The 22551-nt window shown below is 73.3% G+C and carries 19 protein-coding genes and 1 riboswitch; of the genes, 18 read left to right on the forward strand and 1 reads right to left on the reverse strand.

The genetic code is table 11. The features are described 5' to 3' along the window. The first annotated feature begins 49 nt into the window (after nt 1-49). The 12 genes from NOCJ54_RS25180 (at nt 50) to NOCJ54_RS0111015 (ending at nt 14503) form a co-directional block, all read left to right on the forward strand. Nucleotides 50-1261: an oxidoreductase gene (locus NOCJ54_RS25180; protein WP_222430561.1), complete on the forward strand. Its 1212-nt coding sequence runs from the start codon at nt 50-52 to the stop codon at nt 1259-1261. 161 nt (nt 1262-1422) lie between these two features. Then, complete coding sequence (locus tag NOCJ54_RS0110965; protein WP_028655542.1) at nt 1423-2538, forward strand: NAD(P)H-dependent amine dehydrogenase family protein; 1116 nt, start codon at nt 1423-1425, stop codon at nt 2536-2538. Then, nucleotides 2538-3362 (forward strand): SDR family oxidoreductase, encoded by an 825-nt coding sequence (locus NOCJ54_RS0110970; protein WP_028655543.1) that lies wholly within the window; start codon nt 2538-2540, stop codon nt 3360-3362. Before NOCJ54_RS0110965 ends, NOCJ54_RS0110970 begins: the two co-directional genes overlap by 1 nt. A gap of 9 nt (nt 3363-3371) precedes the next feature. Then, on the forward strand, nt 3372-4451 hold the full coding sequence (locus tag NOCJ54_RS0110975; protein WP_028655544.1) for an MBL fold metallo-hydrolase: 1080 nt from the start codon (nt 3372-3374) through the stop codon (nt 4449-4451). 6 nt (nt 4452-4457) lie between these two features. Further along, a riboswitch (TPP riboswitch) is annotated at nt 4458-4565 on the forward strand. Next, on the forward strand, nt 4556-5617 hold the full coding sequence (locus NOCJ54_RS0110980; RefSeq protein WP_028655545.1) for a thiamine ABC transporter substrate-binding protein: 1062 nt from the start codon (nt 4556-4558) through the stop codon (nt 5615-5617). (Overlaps the previous riboswitch by 10 nt.) Then, nucleotides 5614-7272, forward strand: a complete 1659-nt coding sequence (locus NOCJ54_RS0110985) for an ABC transporter permease (protein ID WP_028655546.1) — start codon at nt 5614-5616, stop codon at nt 7270-7272. Before NOCJ54_RS0110980 ends, NOCJ54_RS0110985 begins: the two co-directional genes overlap by 4 nt. Next, nucleotides 7272-8345 (forward strand): ABC transporter ATP-binding protein, encoded by a 1074-nt coding sequence (locus tag NOCJ54_RS25185; RefSeq protein WP_051485733.1) that lies wholly within the window; start codon nt 7272-7274, stop codon nt 8343-8345. The genes NOCJ54_RS0110985 and NOCJ54_RS25185 overlap by 1 nt, the downstream gene beginning before the upstream one ends. An 83-nt stretch (nt 8346-8428) precedes the next feature. Beyond that, nucleotides 8429-9634 (forward strand): phosphatase PAP2 family protein, encoded by a 1206-nt coding sequence (locus NOCJ54_RS25190; protein WP_232221750.1) that lies wholly within the window; start codon nt 8429-8431, stop codon nt 9632-9634. Between the two features lie 256 nt (nt 9635-9890). Continuing rightward, entirely contained in the window at nt 9891-11177 is a 1287-nt protein-coding gene (locus NOCJ54_RS0111000; protein ID WP_157514871.1) for a C40 family peptidase, read from the forward strand. A 62-nt stretch (nt 11178-11239) separates the two neighbouring features. Continuing rightward, the gene (locus NOCJ54_RS0111005; protein ID WP_028655548.1) at nt 11240-13207 is read left to right on the forward strand and encodes an acyl-CoA dehydrogenase family protein; all 1968 of its coding nucleotides are present in this window, start codon (nt 11240-11242) and stop codon (nt 13205-13207) included. Between the two features lies 1 nt (nt 13208). Then, the gene (locus NOCJ54_RS0111010) at nt 13209-13898 is read left to right on the forward strand and encodes a class I SAM-dependent methyltransferase (RefSeq protein WP_051485734.1); all 690 of its coding nucleotides are present in this window, start codon (nt 13209-13211) and stop codon (nt 13896-13898) included. After that, nucleotides 13898-14503: a TetR/AcrR family transcriptional regulator gene (locus NOCJ54_RS0111015; RefSeq protein ID WP_036517582.1), complete on the forward strand. Its 606-nt coding sequence runs from the start codon at nt 13898-13900 to the stop codon at nt 14501-14503. Before NOCJ54_RS0111010 ends, NOCJ54_RS0111015 begins: the two co-directional genes overlap by 1 nt. A gap of 211 nt (nt 14504-14714) precedes the next feature. Here the strand turns inward: NOCJ54_RS0111015 and NOCJ54_RS0111020 are convergent, their stop codons facing one another. Further along, nucleotides 14715-15203, reverse strand: a complete 489-nt coding sequence (locus tag NOCJ54_RS0111020; protein ID WP_028655551.1) for an inorganic diphosphatase — start codon at nt 15201-15203, stop codon at nt 14715-14717. Nucleotides 15204-15382: 179 nt separating this feature from the next. On the opposite strand from NOCJ54_RS0111020, the gene dacB reads away from it, so the two are divergent. The 6 genes from dacB to folE all read left to right on the forward strand — a co-directional run bounded on the left by dacB (nt 15383) and on the right by folE (nt 22515). Continuing rightward, on the forward strand, nt 15383-16870 hold the full coding sequence (gene dacB, locus NOCJ54_RS25195) for a D-alanyl-D-alanine carboxypeptidase/D-alanyl-D-alanine endopeptidase (protein WP_051485735.1): 1488 nt from the start codon (nt 15383-15385) through the stop codon (nt 16868-16870). Between the two features lie 112 nt (nt 16871-16982). Beyond that, on the forward strand, nt 16983-18044 hold the full coding sequence (locus tag NOCJ54_RS0111030) for a zinc-dependent metalloprotease (protein WP_232221751.1): 1062 nt from the start codon (nt 16983-16985) through the stop codon (nt 18042-18044). 10 nt (nt 18045-18054) lie between these two features. Then, entirely contained in the window at nt 18055-19035 is a 981-nt protein-coding gene (tilS, locus tag NOCJ54_RS0111035) for a tRNA lysidine(34) synthetase TilS (RefSeq protein WP_028655553.1), read from the forward strand. Between the two features lie 5 nt (nt 19036-19040). Then, nucleotides 19041-19592 carry a hypoxanthine phosphoribosyltransferase gene (gene hpt, locus NOCJ54_RS0111040; RefSeq protein ID WP_028655554.1) on the forward strand — a complete coding sequence of 184 codons (552 nt, stop codon included), beginning with the start codon at nt 19041-19043 and terminating at the stop codon, nt 19590-19592. 234 nt (nt 19593-19826) lie between these two features. Next, nucleotides 19827-21890 carry an ATP-dependent zinc metalloprotease FtsH gene (gene ftsH / locus NOCJ54_RS0111045; RefSeq protein ID WP_028655555.1) on the forward strand — a complete coding sequence of 688 codons (2064 nt, stop codon included), beginning with the start codon at nt 19827-19829 and terminating at the stop codon, nt 21888-21890. Between the two features lie 49 nt (nt 21891-21939). After that, complete coding sequence (gene folE, locus NOCJ54_RS0111050; RefSeq protein ID WP_261376821.1) at nt 21940-22515, forward strand: GTP cyclohydrolase I FolE; 576 nt, start codon at nt 21940-21942, stop codon at nt 22513-22515. The last annotated feature ends 36 nt before the right edge of the window (nt 22516-22551 follow it).

Here is a 22551-nt window from a genome sequence, read left to right on the forward strand (position 1 = left end):
TAGGGGACGTAAGTCGAGTTATGCTAGTGGAACACGTTACAGTTTTCTCGTGACCGACATCCCCGACGTCTTCAGCCCCGCCGACCTCGGCCCGGTGCGCCTGCGCAACCGCACCGTCAAGGCGGCCACCTTCGAGGGCCGGACCCCGCACGGCGAGGTGACCGACGAGCTCATCGCCTACCACCGCGCCCCCGCGGCGGGCGGCGTCGGCCTGACCACGGTCGCCTACCTCGCCGTCGCGCCCGAGGGCCGCACGCACGCCGAGCAGATCGTCGTCTCCGAGCGCACGCTGCCCGGCCTGGCGCGCCTCGCCGACGAGGTGCACGCCACTGGTGCCGCGATCGCTGCGCAGGTCGGCCACGCCGGTCCGGTCGCCAACGGCCGCTCGAACGGAGCCCAGGCCATCGCGGCCAGCGCGATGCCGAGCCCGCTGTCGATGCAGATGATCCGCTCGGCGACGGAGAAGGACCTGGCCCGGGTGACGCAGGCGTACGTCGACGCGGCCCGCCTGCTGGTGCGCGCGGGCTTCGACGTCCTCGAGCTGCACATGGCGCACTCGTACTTCATCTCCTCCTTCCTCGCGCCCGCCCTCAACCGCCGCCGCGACCGCTGGGGCGGCGACCTCGAGCGCCGCGCCCGCCTCGCCCGGCAGGTCGCGCGCGTCGTGCGCGAGGAGGTCGGCGACGCCGTCGCCGTCACCGCCAAGGTCTCCGTCTCCGACGGCTACCCCGGCGGCGTCACCACCGAGACCGGCCTCGAGGTCGCCCGCCTGCTCGAGGCCGACGGCCACCTCGACGCCCTGCAGCTCTCCGGCGGCTCGTCGCTGATGAACCCGATGTACCTCTTCCGCGGCGGCGCCCCCGTCGACGAGTTCGCGGCGTCGATGCCGACGGTCGTGAAGTGGGGCATGAAGACCCCCGTCGGGCGGCGGTTCATGAAGGAGTACCCCTTCGAGGAGGGCTACTTCCGCGAGAAGGCGCAGGTCTTCCGCCGCGAGCTGGCGATGCCGCTCATGCTGCTCGGCGGCATCAACCGGCTCGACACCATGCAGCAGGCGATGGCCGACGGCTTCGACTTCGTCGCCATGGGCCGCGCCCTGCTCCGCGAGCCCGACCTGGTCAACCGCCTGCAGGCCGGCGAGGCGCAGCGGGGCATCTGCATCCACTGCAACCGCTGCATGCCGACGATCTACTCCGGCACGCGGTGCCCCGAGTGGGGGCCGGGGGAGGTCATCCCGGTGCCGTCGGTGGGCGAGCGCTGAGGGGTTTCACCACCTAGGTGGTGAAACTGCGCCACTGGGCACACGAAACTTGCAGATTCGGGCCTGATTTCCTGCGCCAGGCCGGGGTTTCACCACCTAGGTGGTGAAACTGCGCCGAAGAACCCTTCCCGAAAACTAGAACTCGTTCTACTGTGACCACCATGTCACAGGTCATCCCCGACAAGCCGCTGCGCGTGGTCGTCTGGTCCACCGGCACCATCGGACGGCACGCGATCGCGGGCGTCGACGCCCACCCGGACCTCGAGCTGGTCGGGGTGTGGACCTCCACGCCCGACAAGCACGGCAAGGACGCCGGGGAGCTGGCCGGGCTCGGCCGCGAGCTCGGCATCGCCGCCACGACCGACCGCGACGAGCTCGTCGCGCTGCGGCCGGACTGCGTCGTGCACGGTGCGATGACCGACGACCGGGTGTTCGAGTCGATCGAGGACCTGACCGGCCTCCTGCGCGACGGCGTCAACGTGGTGTCGTCGGGGCCGGTGATCCTGCTGCACCGCGACGGCACGCTGCCGGCCGAGATGATCGAGGCGATCGACGAGGCCGGGCGCCAGGGCGGCGCCAGCCTGCACGTCAACGGCATCGACCCCGGCTTCGCCAACGACGTGCTGCCGCTGGTGATGAGCAGCCTCAGCCAGCGCATCGACCACGTGAAGGTCAGCGAGATCGCGGACTACTCCACCTACTACCAGCCCGTCGTCATGCGCGACCTGTTCGGCTTCGGGCAGCCGCTCGACGCCACGCCGCTGCTGTGGGAGCCGGGCATCCTCACCACCGCCTGGGGGCCCGTCGTGCGCGTGATCGCCGCCGGCCTCGGCGTGACCCTTGACGAGCCGCTCGTCGAGGAGGTCGAGCGCCGCCCCGCCCCGCGCACCGTCAGCACCGTCTCCCTCGACGTCGAGGAGGGGACGATGGGCTCGGTGCGCTTCCGTGTCATCGGCACCGTCGACGGCGTCCCGCGGATCACCCTCGAGCACGTCACCCGCACCGACGCCGACGCCGAGCCGGACTGGCCCCGGCCCCACGAGGGCGACGGCTGCTACCGCATCGAGATCACGGGGGAGCCCTGCATGAAGGTCGAGTTCACCCACCACGGCGAGGACGGCGACCACAACGTCTCCGGGATGATCGTCACCGCGCAGCGACTGATCAACGCGATCCCCGCCGTCGTCGCAGCCGAGCCCGGCCTGCGCACCGCCCTGGACCTGCCGCTGGTCACCGGCCGCGGCCTGGTCGCCGGTACGACGGGAGGCCGGCGCTGATGGGCATCCTCGATCGCTTCACCCTCACCGACCACGTCGCCGTCGTCACCGGCGCCGGCCGCGGCATCGGCGCCGCCACCGCCGTCGCGCTCGCCGAGGCCGGCGCGGACGTGCTGATCTCCGCACGCACCGAGTCGCAGCTGGCCGAGGTCGCGCAACGGATCGAGGCCACCGGGCGACGCGCGGTCGTCGTACCGGCCAACCTCGCGCGCACCGACGAGGTCGCCGGGCTGGCGCAGGCGGCGTACGACGCCTTCGGGCGCCTCGACGTCGTCGTCAACAACGTCGGCGGCACCATCCCCAACGCCTTCCTCGACACCGAGGTCGACTACCTCGAGGAGTCCTTCCACTTCAACGTCTCCACCGCCCACGCGCTCAGCCGTGCAGCGGTGCCGCTGATGCTGGAGTCGGCCGGTGAGGGGCGGCAGAAGTCGATCACCTCGATCAGCTCGATGATGGGCCGCTCGGCGGCGCGGGGCTACCTGGCCTACGGCGTCGCCAAGGCCGCGCTCGCGCACTGGACCCGGCTCGCCGCCACCGACCTCGCGCCCAGCATCCGCGTCAACGGCGTGTACGTCGGCTCGGTGATGACCAGCTCGCTGGAGTTCGTCGCGGGGGTGCCCGAGATGAAGCAGCAGATGGAGGACGCGACCCCGCTCGGCAGGATCGGCGAGGCCGAGGACGTCGCCGCCGCGGTGGTCTACCTGTCCTCGCGGGCGGGGCAGTACCTCACCGGCAAGCTGATCGAGGTCGACGGCGGGCTGCAGCAGCCGAACCTCGACCTGAACCTCCCCGACCTCCAGCCGGGAGCGAGGGCTCACTAAGGTCGCCGCATGAGCACAGGGGGCGTCTCCACCGGTCATGCGGTCTCACCGGACTCCGGCGAGCACTGGGCGAAGGAGGGCGCCTGGCAGGTCGCCGAGGGCATCCACCGCATCCCGCTGCCGCTGCCGATGGACGCGCTCAAGGCGGTCAACGTCTACGCGGTGGAGGGCGACGACGGGCTCACCCTGATCGACGGTGGCTGGTCGATCCCGGTCGCGCGTGAGCTGCTGGACCGGAGCCTGCGCTCGATCGGCTCCGGCTTCGGCGACATCAAGCGGTTCCTGGTGACCCACGTGCACCGCGACCACTACACGCTCGCCACCGTGCTCGGCCACGAGTACGGCGCCGACGTGGCCCTCGGCATCGAGGAGAAGCCTGCGCTCGAGCTGCTCCACCGTGCCTCCCAGGCCGAGATCGGCGAGAGCCCGTTCCTCGACGTGCTGCGCACCGCGGGCGCCGCGGAGATCGCCGACCTGTGGGCCGCGGGGCACGACGGCGAGCTGCCCGACGCCCGGGACTGGGCCTTCCCCGACACCTGGCTGGAGGGCGACCGCACCTTCGACGTGGGCCACCGGCTCCTCGACGCCGTGCACACGCCGGGGCACACGCCGGGGCACTACGTCTACGCCGACCGCGCCGAGGGCGTGCTGTTCTCCGGCGACCACGTGCTGCCGACCATCACCCCGTCCATCGGGTTCACCGTGCCCGCCAGCGACCAGCCGCTGGGGCACTTCATGGCCTCGCTCGCCCGCGTGCGCCAGCTGCCCGACCTGCGGATCCTGCCGGCGCACGGGCCGGTCGCCCCGTCGTCGTACCAGCGCGTCGACGAGCTGCTCGCCCACCACGAGGAGCGGCTCGCGCTGTGCCTGCGGTCCTTGCGCGAGCGCGGCACCACCACGGCGCTCGTGGTGGCGCGCGACCTCGGCTGGACCCGCCACGAGCGCGCGTTCGGCGAGCTCGACGTGTTCAGCCAGGGCATGGCCGCGATGGAGACCAAGGCGCACCTCGACCTGCTCGTCGCCCGCGGCGACGCGACCGCGCAGGACCACCCGGAGGGTGTGGCCTACACCGCCGTGGCCGCGTCCTAGACTGGAGCGGTCAGACAGGGGAGCCCCGAGCGGGGCTGAGAGTGCGGGACCGCCCGCAGACCCTCCGAACCTGATCCGGTTAGCACCGGCGAAGGGAGTCACACGTGCGCGTACGCATGCTCACCACGATCACCGGCCTCACCGCCGCCACCCTCCTCGCGGGCGGCTGCTCGCTGCTCGGCCAGGAGGGCGACGGCGGCAGCGGGGTCGAGGACGACAAGGTCACCCTCGTCACCCACGAGTCCTTCGCGCTGCCCGAGGAGCTGGTGGAGCAGTTCGAGGACGAGACCGGCTACCAGCTCACCATCAGCAAGCTCACCGACGCCGGCGCGCTGACCAACCAGCTGGTGCTGACCAAGGACAACCCGGTCGGGGACGTGGTCTTCGGCATCGACAACACCTTCGCGACCCGTGCGGTCGAGGAGGGCGTCTTCGACGCCTACGCCCCCGAGCTGCCGGCCGGTGCCGAGCAGCACGAGCTGCCCGGCGACGACGGCGACGCGCTCACCCCGGTCGACACCGGCGCGGTGTGCGTCAACGTCGACCGTGCGTGGTTCCGCAAGAACGGAGTCGCCGAGCCGCGCACCCTCGACGACCTGGCGAAGCCGGCGTACGAGGACCTGTTCGTCGTGCCCGCCGCGAGCACCAGCTCGCCCGGCCTGGCCTTCCTGCTGGCCACCATCGCGCGGTACGGCGACGACTGGACCGGCTACTGGCAGGACCTCGTCGCCAACGGGGCCAAGGTCGTCAAGGGCTGGACCGAGGCCTACTACGAGGACTTCACCTTCTCCGGCGGCGACCGGCCGATCGTCGTCTCCTACGACTCCTCCCCGGCCTTCACCGTCGACGAGGCCGGCCAGCGCACCTCCACCCGCGCGCTCCTCGACGGCTGCTTCCGCCAGGTCGAGTACGCCGGCGTGCTGAAGGGCGAGGACACCAACACCGAGGCCGCGCGCGCCGTCGTCGACTGGCTGCTCTCGCCCGAGGTGCAGGCCGCGCTGCCGACCTCGATGTACGTCTTCCCGGTCGCCGAGGACGTGGACCTCCCGGCCGACTGGGCCCGCTTCACCCGGCAGCCGGAGTCGGCCGAGCAGGTCGACCCGGCGGAGGTCGCCGCGCAGCGGCAGGCGTGGCTGGAGGCCTGGACGGAGATCGTCTCGAGGTGAGCGCCGCCCGCTCCCGGGGCCGGGTGCGAGGGCACGTCGGGTACGCCGTCCTCGCACTGGTCCCGGTCGCGGTCGTCAGCGTCTTCTTCGTGCTGCCGGTCGGCGCGATGCTGCACCGCGGGCTGTGGCCCGAGGGCTCCTTCGACCCCGGCGCCGTGCTCGACGTGCTGCGCCGCCCCCGCACCGGTCGCGTCGTCTGGTTCACGCTGTGGACCAGCACCGTCGCGACGACCGTCGCCGTGCTGCTCGGCCTGCCGGCGGCGTACGTGCTGCACCGGCTGAGGTTCCCCGGGCGGTCCGTCGTGCGCGCCGCCCTGCTCGTTCCGTTCGTGCTGCCCACCGTCGTGGTCGGCCTCGCGGTGCGCGAGCTCATCGCACCCTCCGGCGTGCTCGGCTTCCTCGACCTCGACGGCACCGCGGTCGCGATCATCATCGGGCTCGTCTTCTTCAACGTCTCCGTGGTGATCCGCACCGTCGGGGTCGCGTGGGAGTCGCTGGACCGGCGCCCCGCGGAGGCGGCTGCCGCGCTCGGCGCGACCCCGTGGCAGGTGTTCCGCACCGTCACCCTCCCGGCGCTGCGGCCCGCGGTCGTGTCGGCCGCCAGCGTCGTCTTCCTCTTCTGCGCGACCGCCTTCGGCGTGGTGCTCGTGCTCGGCGGCGTGCGCTACGCGTCGGTCGAGACCGAGATCTACCTGCTCACCGCCGACCTGCTCGACCTGCCCGCCGCCGCGGCGCTGTCGCTCGTCCAGATGCTCGCGGTCGTGTGCCTGCTGGTGGTGGTCGGCCGGCTCCGCGCCGTCCCCGACCCGACCGTACGGCGCGTGGTCGCCCCCGCCGCCCGCCCCCGGTGGCGCGACACCCCGGCCGTGGTCGTGACCCTGATGACCCTGGCGGCCGTCGCGCTGCCGATCCTCGCCCTGGTGGTGGGTTCCCTGCGCCGCGACGGCGGCTGGTCGCTCGACCACTACCGTGCGCTCGGCGGCTCCGCGGACGGCCTCTTCGAGGTGCCGGTCTCCGACGCGCTGGCCGCGTCCCTGCGGATCGCCGTCGACGCGACCTGGCTGTCGCTGTCGCTCGGGCTCGTCGTCGCGTTCGTGGTGACCCGGCGGGTGCGCTCGCTGGTCGGGCGCCGGGTGCGGGCCGTGCTCGACGGCTTCTTCATGCTGCCACTCGGTGTCTCCGCGGTGACCCTCGGCTTCGGCTTCCTCATCGCGCTGGACCAGCCGCCGCTCGACCTGCGCGCCAGCCCGATGCTCGTGCCGATCGCGCAGGCCCTGGTGGCGTTGCCGATCGTGGTGCGCCTGCTGGTCCCGGTGCTCGCCGGCATCGACGACCGGCAGCGCCAGGCCGCCGCCTCGCTCGGCGCTGGGCCGGTGCGCACCCTGCTGACCGTCGACCTCGCCGTCGTGTGGCGACCGCTGCTGGCCGCCGCGGGCTTCGCGTTCGCCGTGTCGCTGGGCGAGTTCGGCGCGACCTCCTTCATCGTCCGGCCGTCGGAGCCCACCCTCCCGGTCGTCATCTACCGGCTGCTCGGCCACCCCGGCGCGCTCAACCACGGCACGGCCCTGGCCGCGTCCGTCGTGCTCGCGTCGGTGACCGCGGCCGTCATCCTCGTCGTGGAGCGCCTGCGGGTGCCCGGAACAGGAGCGTGGTGATGCTCGAGCTCACCGACGTCACGGTCGCCTTCGACGGAGCCGTCGCGGTCGACGGCGTCGACCTCGCCGTCGCCGACGGTGACGTCCTCGCCGTCCTTGGCCCGTCCGGCTGCGGGAAGTCCACGCTGCTGCGGGCGGTCGCCGGCCTCGAGCCCGCCGTCGGCACGATCGCGTGGGACGGCGTCGACCTCGCCGGGACGCCGACCCACCGCCGCGGGTTCGCGCTGATGTTCCAGGACGGGCAGCTCTTCGACCACCTCACGGTCGCCCGCAACGTCGGCTACGCGCTGCGGCTGCGGGGCGCCGACCGTCGTACCGTCCGGCGCGAGGTGGACGACCTGCTCGAGCTGGTCGGCCTCGGCGGGTACGCCGAGCGCCTGCCGCGCACCCTGTCCGGAGGCGAGCGGCAGCGCGTCGCACTCGCCCGCTCCCTGGCCGCGCGGCCGCGGCTGCTGCTGCTCGACGAGCCGCTCAGCGCGCTCGACGCGAGCCTGCGGGTCCGCCTCGCCGCCGACCTGCGCCGCATCCTCACCGAGGCCGGCACCACCGCGCTCTTCGTCACCCACGACCAGTCCGAGGCGTTCGCGGTCGCCGACCGGATCGCCGTCATGCGCGGCGGACGGGTCGTCCAGGAGGGCCCCGCCGCCGAGCTGTGGCGGGCTCCCGTCGACGCTCCCGCCGCCCGCTCGCTCGGCTACTCCGTGGTCCTCGACGGCGACGCCGCCACGCTGGTCGCCCGCGCCGCATCAGTGCCGCTCGAGCCGGGTGGACAGCTGGCGGTGCGCTCCTCGGGCATCCGGGCCCTGCCGGCCGACGGTGCCGACGGGGGCGGCGCGGCCAACGGTGCCGGCGGTGTCGTCGGTGTCGGCGGGGGCAGCCTGCCCGGCACGGTGCGCTCGGTGCGGCTCGGTCCCGACGGACTGCGGCTCGACGTCGACGTCGACGGGGCAGGTCGCCTCGCGGCCCTCGCCGACGCCGCGACGGAGCCCGCGCCGGGGGACCGGGTGCGTCTCCACGTCGACGCCGGAGCCTGCGCGGCGCTGCCCCCGCGGGGCGCCGGGAGGTGGACGTGACGCGGGTCACGCGCGCGCGTCGTACGGCGCCGGACGCGCGGCCCGCGCGCAGCCGGTCGGCCCGACGACCTACACTCCCTGAGGTGTATCGGCGTGCGACAGCGCTGCTCGTCTCGACGGCAGTCTTGATGTGGGTCACGACGTACGTCGTCGGCCTGAGGTACGACCAGGCGCCCGTCGAGCCCGAGGGCAAGATGCTCGGGCCGTCCCTGACGATGGCCCTCGACCTGCTCGACGTGGATGTCTCGAGCATCACCCTGCTCAGCCTGATCCTCGTCGTCGACGTCGTGATCCGCTCGTTCACGATCCTGCTCGCCGGCCTCGCCATCGACCTCGGCGTGCGCGGGCTCTGGCAGTCCTGGCGTCGTCGCCGACGGTTCAAGGAGGTCGTCGCAGAGCGCTTCCGCGACCACTGGACGCGCGGGCGCATGCGCCTGGTCGTCGTCGGCACGCTCTGCTTCTACGTCACCTACGTCTGCTACCGGAACCTCAAGTCGTTCCTGCCGTTCGTGCGCTCCGACCCGGACGCGCCGCCGGGCGAGGTGCGGGCGCTGTCGTACGACCGCGAGCTGCACCTGGTCGACCGCGTGCTCTTCTTCGGCCACGACCCCAGCGACGTCCTGCACGGCCTGCTCGGCACCAACGTCGCGGCCCACTTCCTCTCGCAGGTCTACCTGGCGTACCTGCCGATGGTCGTCACCCTCGTCCTCGTCTGGCTGGTCTGGTCGCGCACGCTGTCGTTCGGCTACTGGTTCGTGTGCGCGCAGGTGCTCGGCTGGTCGCTGGGCACGCTGTCCTACTACCTGCTGCCCACGCTCGGCCCCGGCATCGCCTACTGGCCGCGCTACACCAAGCTCGCGCACACGCCGACGACCGACCTGATGGACGGCATCACCAACGCGCGCGGTCGCTACCTCTACGACGACTCCGTCGAGGGGATCCTCAACTCCGTGGCCGGGTTCGCCAGCCTGCACGTCGCCATCTCGCTGCTGTGGGTGCTCGCGATCCAGTACACGCTGCGCTCGCGCAAGCTCACGATCTTCGGCTGGATCTTCTTCGCCTGCACCGTCGTCGCGACCCTCTACTTCGGCTGGCACTACGTCGCCGACGACGTCGCCGGCGTCTCCATCGCGGTGGTCTCCTTCTACGTCGGCGGCCTGGCCGCCGGACAACGCTTCACCCGCCGCCCTCGTGGGGGAGCAACGGCGTCCGAGGACGGCGCCGACGGCGGGAACGGCGGGGACGGCGACGCGGAGGCGGAGCCGGCCGCGACCGCCCCGGCGAGCTGACTGGCCTGTCGCCGGGCGGGCGAGGAGGGGTTTCACCACCCAGGTGGTGAAACCACGGCGACACGCCGCCAGATTCGTGTGCCCAGCCGGGGTTTCGTGTGCCCAGTCGCGGAGTTTCACCACCTAGGCGGTGAAACCCCGAGCTCGCTCCGACCGAATTACAACGATGTAGTTAGTCAAGCCGACACGCCGTGACTCCTGAGAAAATCCGAGATTTCTGTTCCCAATGTGACGAATGGGAACTACGGTGCTGCGGGTGCGCCAACCAGCTCTCGGGACCGGACTGCTCGCGCTCGTCCTCGCGGCGGGAGTGATCGCCCCCGCGGTCGCCGACCCCGACGGGCCCGGGACGCCGAGCGCCTCCGACGTCCGCGAGGCGCAGGACCGGGCCGACGCGGCCCGCACCGACGTCGATCGGGTGCGCGAGCTGCTCGCCGAGGCCGACGCAACGCTCGACGCCGCCACGATCCGGGCCGCCAGGGCGGCCGAGGCGTGGAATGGTGCCCGCCTGGCCGCGCGGCAGGCGCGGGCGGAGGAGAAGCGCGCGGTCGCTGCGTCCGTACGGGCCGACCGGGCGCTGCGCGTCCAGGCCGCCGCCTTCCGCGACGTGCTGATCACCACCGACGGCAGCGGCGACGCCGAGGCTGCGAACGCGATCCTCGCCGCCGAGGACATGCGTTCCCTGCTCGAGGACAGCGCCGCCACCGAGCGCGTCAACGAGCTGCTCGACCAGCAGCGCGCCGAGTACGACGCCGCGGCCGGTGCCGCCGAGGAGGCGGAGGCCGACGCGACGGCCGCAGCGAAGGAGGCCGTCCGCGCGCTCGGAGCCGCCCGCGCCGCCCGTGACACCGCTCGTGCCGAGGCGGACGCCGCCGCGGCGACCGCCACCCGGATCGCCCGGCACAAGACCCGCCTCGTCGCCCGGCTCGCCCGGCTGCAGGGCGTCAGCATCGCCGTCGCCCAGCGTCGCCAGGACGCCCTGGAGGACGGGCGCCGCGCCGCCCGGGCCGCCACCCCCGTCCGCGACGACCGCTCCTCCGACGGCAACGGCGGCAACGGCGGCAGCGGCGGCAGCGGTGGCAGCGGCGACGGCTCCGGGGAGGGCGCGGACCCGCAGCCCGACCCGACGACCGACCCGGCGCCCGCCGACCCCGCCCCTGAGGACCCGCCCGCCCCGGCCGGTGGCGCGCAGGCGGCCATCGCCTTCGCCCGCGCGCAGCTCGGCGAGCCCTACCGCTGGGGCGCCGCGGGGCCCGACGCCTGGGACTGCTCCGGGCTGACCTCGCGGGCCTGGGCGGCCGGCGGCAAGAGCCTGCCGCACTACTCCGTCGCGCAGTACGACGCCGCGACCCCGATCTCGGCCGGGCAGCTGCGCCCCGGCGACCTGGTCTTCTGGAGCGACGGCGGCAGCCCGTCGTCGATCTTCCACGTCGCGCTCTACAGCGGCAACGGCCAGATCATCCACGCCCCGCGCACCGGCCGGCCGGTGACCGAGGAGTCCATGTACTACTGGCGCACCCCGGACTTCTTCGCCCGCCCCTGAGCGTCCCCCGGCCTGCCCGCAGGTCGCGCCCGGCGCGACCGTCGTTCGGCTAGGTTCGGCGCATGGCCGACGAGTCCACGACCGCCCTCCCGCCCGCCCTGGAGGTCGACGTCCCCGCCCTGACCGAGCTGCTCGACGGCCGCTACGCCGACATCCGGCGCACGGTGCGCGAGCTCCTGCCGAGGTACGCCCCGGTCCTCGAGGACGCCGAAACCATGCCGCGCGACGAGTTCCGCGAGCGGGTGCGCGACGTCGTCCTGGAGATCGCCGCGGCCGGGGCAGCCGGGATGGGCTTCCCCAAGGAGTACGGCGGCGGGGGAGACATCGGCGCCTCCATCGCCGCGTTCGAGACCCTGGCGTACGGCGACCTGTCGGTGCTGGTGAAGGTCGGCGTCCAGTTCGGCCTGTTCGGCGGCGCGATCCTGCAGCTCGGCACGCAGCGCCACCACGACGCCTACCTCGCCGACATGCTCGCCGGGCGGCTGCTCGGCTGCTTCGCGATGACCGAGACCGGGCACGGCAGCAACGTGCAGGCCCTCGGCACCGTCGCGACCTACGACCCGGACACCTCCGGGTTCGTCGTCACCACCCCCACGCCGGAGGCCGGCAAGGACTACATCGGCAACGCCGCGAGGCACGCCCGGCTGGCCGTGGTCTTCGCCCAGCTCGAGGTCGCAGGCGAGCGGCACGGGGTGCACGCGCTCGTCGTACCGCTGCGCGACGAGGACGGCGCCACGCTGCCCGGGGTGCGGATCGAGGACGACGGCCACAAGATGGGCCTCAGCGGCGTCGACAACGGCCGGATCTGGTTCGACGGCGTGCGGGTGCCGCGCGAGGCGCTGCTCAACCGGTTCGCCGACGTCACCGAGGACGGCACCTACATCAGCGAGATCGAGAGCGCCGGGCGCCGCTTCTTCACCATGCTCGGCACCCTCGTCCAGGGCCGGGTCTCGGTCGGCGCCGCCGGGCTGAGCGCCGCGAAGGTCGCGCTGACCATCGCCGTGCGCTACGCGCTGCGTCGCCGGCAGTTCGAGGCGACGAGCGAGGACAGCGAGGACCTGCTCCTCGACTACGGCCTGCACCAGCGCCGCCTGCTGCCGCTGCTCGCGCGCTCCTACGCGCTGCACTTCGCCCAGGAGGTGCTGACCGGCGAGCTGCACGACGTCTTCTCCGGCATCGTCACCGACGACGAGTCACGGCAGCGGCTGGAGTCGCGGGCGGCCGGCACCAAGGCGATCGCGACCTGGCACGCCACCCGCACCATCCAGGAGTGCCGCGAGGCCTGTGGTGGCGCGGGCTACCTGTCCGTCAACCGGTTCGCGGCACTCAAGGCGGACACCGACGTGTTCACGACCTTCGAGGGCGACAACCACGTCCTGCTCCAGCTCGTCGCCAAGGGCCTGCTGACCGACTACGCCAGCGAGTTCGAGGACCTCGACCAGCTCGGCATGGTCCGCTTCGTCGCCGGCCTCGCCGTCGAGACCGTCCTGGAGCGGACCCGCGCCTTCCAGCTGCTCGAGCAGATCCGCGACCTGCTGCCCGGCGGCAAGGAGGACAGCTGGGACACCGACGCCGGGCTGCTCGACCCGGCGTACCACCTCGCCATGTTCCGCTTCCGCGAGGAGCACCTCATCGGCGGCGTGGCCCGCCGGCTCAAGAGCGGCGTCGACGGTGGCGCCAACCCGGGCGAGGTGTTCTCGCAGGTGCAGGACCACGTCATCGCGGCCGCCCGCGCCCATGTCGACCGGATCGTGCTGGAGGCGTTCGTCGACAAGGTCGCGGCCACCGAGGGGCCGCTGCACGGCGTCCTCAACGCACTGTGCGACCTCTACGCGCTCACCACCATCGAGGCCGACCGCGGCTGGTTCATGGAGCACGGCCGCCTGACCAGCCAGCGGTCGAAGGCGATCACCAGCGAGATCGGTGAGCTGTGCCGCCGCATCCGCCCGGTCGCCGGCGACCTCGTCGACGCCTTCGCGGTCCCCGAGGAGCTGCTGCGCGCCCCCGACCTGATCGGGAAGGACGCCTGACGTGCCCCACCGGTTGCTGCGAGCCGCCGTCGCCAGGGTCCCCGGCCTCGGCGGCTGGTCCGACGACCCGCTGTGGGCGTCGTTCTACGACTGGACGGTGGAGCACCCCCGCGCCGGCGGCGCGATCTGGCGGGCCGGCATCCAGAGCGACCTGGGCCTGCTCTACCGCGCGGCCGCCGAGATCGGCCGCCAGCCACCCGGCGCGAAGGTCCTCGACATCCCCTGCGGCGGCGGTGTCGCGCTGCGCGGCCTGCGGCCCGGACAGGGTGTCGAGTACGTCGCCGCCGACATCTCGCAGGCGATGCTCGACCGCACCATGGACGCCGCCCGCCAGCGCGGTGTCGACGACCAGGTCCACCCGCAGCTCGCCGACGTCGGTGACCTGCCGTTCGCGGACGGCTCGTTCGACCTCGTCGTGACCTTCACCGGGCTGCACTGCTTCCCCGACCCGGCCCGTGCGGTCATCGAGCTCGCGCGGGTGCTGCGACCCGGCGGCGTGCTCACCGGCAGCGCGCTGCTCAACGACCGCCGCCGCTACGCCCCGCTGCGCATCGGCGGCCGGGCCGCGGGCCTGCTCGGCCCCGGCTGCACCAGCGCGGACCTCGAGGGCTGGCTCGCCGGCCAGGGCGTCGCCGACGTCGTGCTCGAGGTGAGCGGCGCGATCGGCTACTTCCGCGGGGTCAAGCGCTGATGCGTGTCCCCCTGCCACCGCGCCCCTCCCGGCCCCAGCGGGCCCGCCGCCGCTCGGCGCAGGAGCGCAGCGCCGCCGTCTTCGCGGCCCTGCGCAACCTGCTGATCGAGCAGCCGTGGGGCGACGTCACCCTCGAGGCCGTCGCGCGTGACGCCGGGGTCAGCCGCCAGACCCTCTACAACACCTTCGGCTCCCGCTACGGCCTCGCCCGGGCCTACACCCTCGCGCTCGCCGACGCGCTGTGCGACGTGATCGCCGAGGCCGTCGCCGAGCACCCCGGCGACCCGCGCGCCGGGCTGGAGCACGGGCTGCTCGTCTACCTCCAGTCCGCCGCCGACGACCCCCTCATCGGCCGGGTCCGCGAGGGTGACGCCCACCCCGACCTGGTCCGCATCGTCACCGCCGACGCTGCGCCCCTGCTCGTCCTGGTCACCGGCCGGCTCGAGGAGATGGCCCGCGCGGCCTGGCCGGACGTCGACGACGCCCGCGCCTTCGCCCGCACCACCGCCCGGCTCGCCGCCAGCTACGTCACCATGCCGCCCGAGGACGACGCCGACCCGGCCGACCTCGCGGCCGAGCTCGCCGACGTCCTGGCGCCGCGCTGAGCGTCGTACCGACCACGGCGGAGCCGTCCTCGTCGCGGACGTGACGTCCGCACTTCCTGACCGTTCCTCGCACTTCCTGACCGTTGCAACGGTCAGGAAGCGACGGAATCGCCGCTGAAGAGGTGATTCCCACCCCCGGGTACGACGAGAGCCCGGCCGCGTGCGCAGCCGGGCTCCCAGAGCTCGTGGTCCGGGCAGGGCCCGGGGAGGATCAGTGGCCCTCGGCCTTGAACCGCTCGAAGGAGGCGACGATCTCGGCCTCGGCGTCGGCGCGGCCGACCCAGTCGGCGCCCTCGACGGACTTGCCGGGCTCGAGGTCCTTGTAGACCTCGAAGAAGTGCTGGATCTCGAGCCGGTCGAAGTTCGGCACGTGGTTGATGTCGCGCAGGTGCTCCATGCGCGGGTCGCCGGCCGGGACGCACAGGACCTTGTCGTCGCCGCCGGCCTCGTCGGTCATCCGGAACATGCCGATGGCGCGGCACTTGATGAGGCAGCCGGGGAAGGTCGGCTCCTGCAGCAGGACGAGGGCGTCCAGCGGGTCGCCGTCCTGGCCGAGCGTGTCCTCGATGTAGCCGTAGTCGGCGGGGTACATGGTCGAGGTGAACAGGAAGCGGTCGAGCCGCATCCGGCCGGTCTCGTGGTCGACCTCGTACTTGTTGCGGCTCCCCTTGGGGATCTCCACGAGGACGTCGAACTCCAGCACAGGCTTCCTCCACACACTCATTCGTCGCCCGCGGCGCGGGCCGGCCGGGGCGCCGGTGAACCGTTCCCGGACCTGCCCCGCGCCGCTGTCCGCAGCATTGTCCCGCACAATGTCCCGGAACGCGCAGTCGGGAGCCGATCGTGGGACGGCCCGGGCGCGCACGCAGGAGGAGACACGTGGGCAGGCGCAGGTCCGGGAACGACGGCGAGGCGCGTCCCGGGCGCGCCCGGAAGGCCGTCGCAGGGGTCCTCGGCGTGGCGCTGCTCGCCGGTGGCGGGGTCGCCTGGCAGACCGGTGCCGCCGAGGACTGGTGGGACGAGCTGCGCGGCGCGCCGGAGCAGCCCGCCGACCCGGCCGCGGTCGCGCCGCCTCCCGGGGTCGACGTGCCGGCCGTCGTACGGCCGAAGGTGCTGGCCCAGCCCGCCCGCGCTGCCGGTGCCCTCGACGAGGCGGCCCTGCGCCGCGCGCTGCGCCGGCTGAACGCCCGGGACCTCGGCAAGCACGTGATCGCCGCCGTCGGCCCCGTGGACGGCACCGGGCTCGCCTACCGCGCCCGCGAGGGCAGCCCGGTGGCGATCCCCGCCTCCACGACCAAGGTCGTCACCTCGGCGGCCGCGCTGTTCGTGCTCGGCCCGGACCGCACCTTCGAGACCACCACCGTCCTCGACTCCTCGGGCCGCACGCCGCGGCTGGTGCTCGTCGGCGGCGGCGACCCCTACCTCACCCGCACCCCGTCCCGCGCTGGCGACGCGGCGAGCCCCACCTTCGACCCCGAGCGCGCCGACATCCGCACCCTGGCCCGCAGCACCGCCGCCGCCCTGCGCGCCGACGGCGTGCGCACCGTGCGGCTCGGGTACGACGACTCCCTGTTCACCGGTCCCGCCCTGCACCCACGCTGGCGGCCCGACTACTTCCCCTCCGAGGTCGCGCCGATCAGTGCCCTGTGGGTCGACCAGGCCCGCACGCCCGACCTGACCACCAAGGTCCCCGACCCGGCGCCGAGCGCCGCCGCGGAGTTCCGCCGCGAGCTGGTCCGCGCCGGGATCAAGGTGGCCGGCCGCACGACCCGCACCGTCGCGGGCCCGACGACGACCCCGGTCGCGTCGGTCAGCAGCCCCACCGTCGCGCAGGTCGTTCAGCGGGTCCTCGAGGTCAGCGACAACAACGCCGCCGAGGTCCTGCTGCGCCACATCGGCATCGCCGACCAGGGCGAGGGCTCTTTCGCCGCGGGCCAGCGCGGGGTCGAGCGGGTGCTGGGCGCCAACGGCATCGACCTCGGCGACTCCGTCCTGTACGACGGCAGCGGGCTCTCCCGCGACAACCGGCTCGCACCCGAGGTGCTCGTCGAGGTGCTGCGCTGGGCCGCCTCGCCCGACCACCCGCAGCTGCGCCCGGTGCTGTCCGGCCTGCCGGTCGCGGGCTACACCGGCTCGCTCACCGACCGGATGGACCACGGACCGGCCGAGGGTCGCGGCCGGGTGCGCGCCAAGACCGGCACGCTGACCGGGGTCAGCTCGCTGGCCGGCATCGCCGTCGACCGCGACGGCAACCTGATGGCGTTCGCGTTGATGGCCGACAAGGTGCGCCCCGACCGCAGCGGCCTGGCCCGGGTGGCGATGGACGATGCCGCGGCCGGCCTCGGCGCCTGCTCCTGCGGCGGCTGACGCCCGGGACGCCGCCCGGACGCCGCCTGGGGCCCCCTGGGCCTGCCGCGCCCACCCTCCGGACCGGTCCGATCGCGGGGGGCCGCGCCCGGCCCCCGTCTACGCTCTCCCCATGCCCGACCACACGCCCGACCCGAGCGCGGACCTGCCGCCGATGATCGACTGGGGCCTGGCGGTGGCGCTGGGCAGCCGCATCGCGGGGGAGGGCCCCGTGGTCACCCGCGCCGAGGCCGACGACGCGGTCGCCGAGCTGCGCGCCGGGGCCAACCGCTCCACCGGCCTGGTCCGCGACTTCACCGGCCTCGACGCCCCCGACGGCACCGCGCCGATCCTCGTGGTCGACCGCCCGGGCTGGGTGCAGGCCAACGCCGAGGGCTTCCAGGTCGCCACGCAGCCGATGGTCGCCAAGCTGGCCGCCAGCAAGCGCGCCTCCGGGCTCGGGGTGAAGATCGGCTCAAAGGTCACCGGCGCCGAGGTCGGCGGCCTGCTCGGCTTCCTCGCCGGCAAGGTGCTCGGCCAGTTCGACCCGTTCCACGCCCCGCACGGGCGGCTGCTGCTCGTCGCGCCGAACATCGTCCACGTCGAGCGCGAGCTCGACGTCGACCCGCACGACTTCCGGCTCTGGGTCTGCCTGCACGAGGAGACCCACCGTGTGCAGTTCACGGCCGTGCCGTGGATGCGCGAGCACCTCTTCTCCGAGATCGAGGCGATCAGCGAGACCGTCGACCCCGCCGGCCTGCTCGACGGCGGCGGCGAGCGGCTGCTGGAGGCGGTCAGGTCGGCCCGCTCCGGCGGCAGCATCGTCGACATGTTCAGCACCCCCGAGCAGCGCGAGGTGCTCGACCGGGTCACCGGGATGATGTCGCTGCTCGAGGGCCACGCGGACGTGGTCATGGACGACGTCGGCCCCACGGTCATCCCCAGCGTCGCCGACATCCGCCGCAAGTTCACCAAGCGCCGCCAGGGCGTCGGCACCCTCGACCGGCTGCTGCGCCGCCTGCTCGGCCTCGAGGCCAAGATGGCCCAGTACCGCGACGGCGCCCGCTTCGTGCGCGCCGTCGTCGACAAGGTCGGCATGGAGGAGTTCAACGCCGTCTGGGCCGGTCCGGAGAACCTTCCCGGCAAGTCCGAGCTCGCGGACCCGGAGGGCTGGATCCGCCGCGTCCTCGGCTGAGGAGGCGCCGATGGGCCTGCACCCCGCCGTCGCCGCCGTGCGCCGGGGCGTACGACGCGTCCTCGGTCCGCTCGAGCAGGGCAGCACCGTGCTCGTCGCCTGCTCCGGTGGTGCGGACTCCCTCGCGCTGCTGAGCGCGACCGTCTTCGAGGCCCGCCGTCCCGGCCACCGGGTGGTCGGGGTGACCGTCGACCACGGCCTGCAGGACGGGTCGGCGGAGCACGCCGCCCGCGTCGTCGCCCAGATGGCCGGGCTCGGCGCCGACGAGACCGCCACCGCGCGGGTGCAGGTCGACCCCGGCGGGCTCGGGGTCGAGGCCGCGGCCCGCCGCGCCCGCTACGAGGTGCTGGAGCAGGTCCGTGAGCACTTCGGCGCCGCCGTCGTCCTGCTCGGCCACACCCGCGACGACCAGGCCGAGACCGTGCTGCTCGGGCTGGCCCGCGGCTCCGGCGGCCGCAGCATCGCCGGGATGCGCCGCCGGTTCGACCACTACGCCCGCCCGCTGCTCGACGTGGCCCGCGACGACACCGTCGCCGCCTGCCTCGCCGAGGGCATCGAGGCGTGGGACGACCCGCACAACCACGACCCCGGGTTCGCCCGGGTCCGGGTGCGCCACCGGGTCCTGCCGGTGCTGGAGGCCGAGCTCGGGCCCGGTGTCGCGGCGACGCTGGCCCGCACGGCTGACCAGGTCCGCGCCGACGTCGAGGCGCTGGACGCGATCGCGCAGGCGTCGTACGACGCGCTGGCGGGTGCCGACGGGCTGCCGGTCGCCGGCCTCCGCGAGCTGCTTCCGGCGGTCGCGACCCGGGTGCTGCGCCTGGCCGCGCTGGCTGCCGGCGCCCGTGACAGCGAGCTGTTCCACGTCCACGTCACCGCCCTGCACCAGCTCGCGCTGGGCGGGATCAACGGCGAGGTGCAGCTGCCAGGTCACACCACGGCCTACCGCGAGGACGCCCACCTCCGGTTCCGCGCGACACCTGTGGCAGGCTGACGTCCATGCACGCCAGCGACGTCGCGGACGACCTTGTCGAGGTGCTCTTCACCGAGGAGCAGATCCAGGCCCGGGTGGCCGAGCTGGCCGCCGAGATCGACCGGGACTACGAGGGCAAGGACCTCGTCATCGTCGGCGTCCTGCGCGGCGCGGTGATGATCATGGCCGACCTCGCCCGGTCGCTGAAGTCGCACGTCGAGATGGACTGGATGGCCGTGTCGTCGTACGGCTCCGGCACGAAGTCCTCCGGCGTGGTCCGCATCCTCAAGGACCTCGACGCCGACATCACCAACCGGCACGTGCTGATCGTCGACGAGATCATCGACACCGGCCTCACCCTGTCGTGGCTGACCTCCAGCCTGCGCTCGCGCGGCCCGGCCAGCGTCGAGATCGCCACCCTGCTGCGCAAGCCCGAGGCGCTGCAGATGCCGGTCACGGCCCGGTACGTCGGCTGGGACATCCCCAACGAGTTCGTCGTCGGCTACGGCCTCGACTACCGCGAGCGCTACCGCAACCTGCGCGACATCGGCACCCTCTCGCCGGCCGTCTACTCCTGACGCCTGCTCCTGACCCGGCGGGGCCAGCCACGGCCCCGGAACCCCGACCCGACCCCCGCGCACACCTGCTGCGACCCCGCGGAACTCCACGCCGGCGCCACCCGTTGTCGTCCGCGGGAGCCCCCGAACGGGGGCTCCGCTGGCTCCGGTCACCATGGACCGGACAGAATGGGTGCGTGGGCGGCGTGTACCGTCGACTGATCCTGTCGTGGAGTGTGGGGAGCGGGTAAGTACGTGAAGCGCGTGTTCAGGGGCCCTTGGCTCTGGATCGTGGTGGCGGTCGTGACCGTCGTCCTCGCCCTCGAGTTCCTCGCGCCCGGAGGCGGGTTCGACGAGATCCCGACGTCCCGCATGGAGAAGTACATCGCCCAGGGCGACGTCAAGGAGATCACCTTCATCGACGGTGACCAGGCGATCGAGGCGACCCTCGACGACGGCACCCGCGACGGCGGCGACAAGGTCCTCTCGCACTACGTCCAGGGCGAGCAGGAGGCGATCCTGGCCGCGGTCAAGGAGCAGGTCGACAAGGGCACGATCGAGGAGTCGAACTCCAAGAACCCGCAGCCCAGCCTGCTCGGGTCGCTGCTGGCCACCCTGCTGCCGTTCGCGCTGATCATCTTGCTGTTCATCTTCTTGATGAACAACGTCCAGGGCGGCGGCCGGGGCGTCATGCAGTTCGGCAAGTCCAAGGCCAAGATGATCAGCAAGGACATGCCCAAGACCACGTTCGCCGACGTCGCCGGTTGCGACGAGGCGATCGAGGAGCTCGGCGAGATCAAGGAGTTCCTCTCCGAGCCCGGAAAGTTCCAGGCCGTCGGCGCCAAGATCCCGAAGGGCGTGCTGCTCTACGGCCCGCCGGGCACCGGCAAGACCCTGCTCGCGCGCGCCGTCGCCGGCGAGGCGGGCGTCCCGTTCTACTCCATCTCCGGCTCCGACTTCGTCGAGATGTTCGTGGGCGTCGGCGCCTCCCGCGTCCGCGACCTGTTCGAGCAGGCCAAGGAGAACGCCCCCGCGATCGTCTTCATCGACGAGATCGACGCCGTCGGCCGCCACCGGGGCGCCGGCATGGGCGGCGGCCACGACGAGCGCGAGCAGACCCTCAACCAGCTCCTCGTCGAGATGGACGGCTTCGACGTGCGCGGCGGCGTCATCCTGATCGCGGCCACGAACCGTCCCGACGTGCTCGACCCCGCGCTGCTGCGCCCGGGCCGGTTCGACCGCCAGATCCAGGTCGACGCCCCCGACCTCGCCGGCCGCAAGCGGATCCTCGACGTCCACTCCCGCGGCAAGCCGCTCTACGAGGACGTCGACCTGATGGCCGTCGCGCGGCGCACCCCCGGGTTCTCCGGTGCCGACCTCGCCAACGTGCTCAACGAGGCCGCCCTGCTGACCGCCCGCAACGGCAAGAAGGTCATCACCGCCGAGACCCTCGACGAGGCGATCGACCGCGTGATCGCGGGTCCGCAGCGTCGTACCCGCCTGATGACGGAGAAGGAAAAGCTGATCACCGCCTACCACGAGGGCGGTCACGCCCTCGTCGCGGCGGCGCTGCCGGGCACCGACCCGGTCCACAAGATCACGATCCTCCCGCGCGGCCGTGCGCTCGGCTACACGATGGTGCTGCCCGACGAGGACAAGTACTCCCAGACCCGCTCGGAGATGCTCGACAAGCTCGCCTACATGCTGGGCGGCCGGGCGGCGGAGGAGCTGATCTTCCACGACCCGACCACGGGCGCGGGCAACGACATCGAGAAGGCCACGGCGCTGGCCCGCGCGATGGTCACGCAGTACGGCATGACCGAGCGCCTCGGTGCGATCAAGCTGGGCGAGTCCAACTCCGAGCCCTTCCTGGGCCGCGACCTGGGCCACTCGCGCAACTACTCCGAGGACGTCGCCGCGATCGTCGACGAGGAGACGAAGAACTTCCTCGCCGCCGCGCACCAGGAGGCCTTCGACATCCTGGTCGAGAACCGCGACGTGCTCGACGCGCTCGTGCTCGCGCTGCTCGACAAGGAGACGCTCGACAAGGAGGAGGTCGCCGAGATCTTCACCGCGCTGCGCCTCCGCCCCGAGCGGCCCGCCTGGACCGGCTCGCCGACGCGCATCCCCTCGGACATCCCGCCCGTGGAGATCCCCGAGGAGATCCGCCGCCGCGCCGAGCAGAACGGCCAGCCGCAGGAGGTCGGCCCGGAGGGCGGCGCCATCCTGACCCCGCCGGGCCCCGGCGGCGACGTGTACGGCGGCCCGCCGTCCCCGTCGAGCGACCCGACGCCCCCGTCGCCCAACCCCGGCACCTGAGGAACGCGTGACCGACCCGATCGCCGCCCCCGACCGCGGCCCCGCCGACGTGCCCGCCTTCGACCAGGCCCGCGCCGAGGCCGCGGTGCGCGAGCTCCTCCACGCGATGGGGGAGGACCCCGACCGCGAGGGCCTGCACGACACCCCCGCCCGGGTGGCCCGCGCGTACGCCGAGCTCACCGCCGGCCTGCGGATGACGCCCGAGGACGTGCTCACCACGACCTTCGACCTCGGCCACGACGAGATGGTCCTGGTCCGCGACATCGAGCTGTGGTCGATGTGCGAGCACCACCTGGTGCCGTTCACCGGCGTCGCGCACGTCGGCTACATCCCGGCGGAGTCCGGCAAGATCACCGGGCTGTCCAAGCTGGCCCGGCTCGTCGACGTCTATGCCAAGCGGCCCCAGGTCCAGGAGCGGCTGACCACGCAGGTCGCCGACTCCCTCATGGACATCCTCGAGGCCCGCGGCGTCATCGTCGTCATCGAGGCCGAGCACCTCTGCATGACCATGCGCGGCGTCCGCAAGGCCGGTGCGCGCACCATCACCTCCGCGGTCCGGGGCATTATGCACAACCCCGCCACCCGCGCCGAGGCGATGTCGCTGATCCACAGCCCGCGCGGCTGACCTCCGGCCCCGGCCCACCCGCCGGTCGGGGGGTCC

The sequence above is a fragment of the Nocardioides sp. J54 genome (assembly GCF_000519005.1).
GTDB lineage: Bacteria > Actinomycetota > Actinomycetes > Propionibacteriales > Nocardioidaceae > Nocardioides.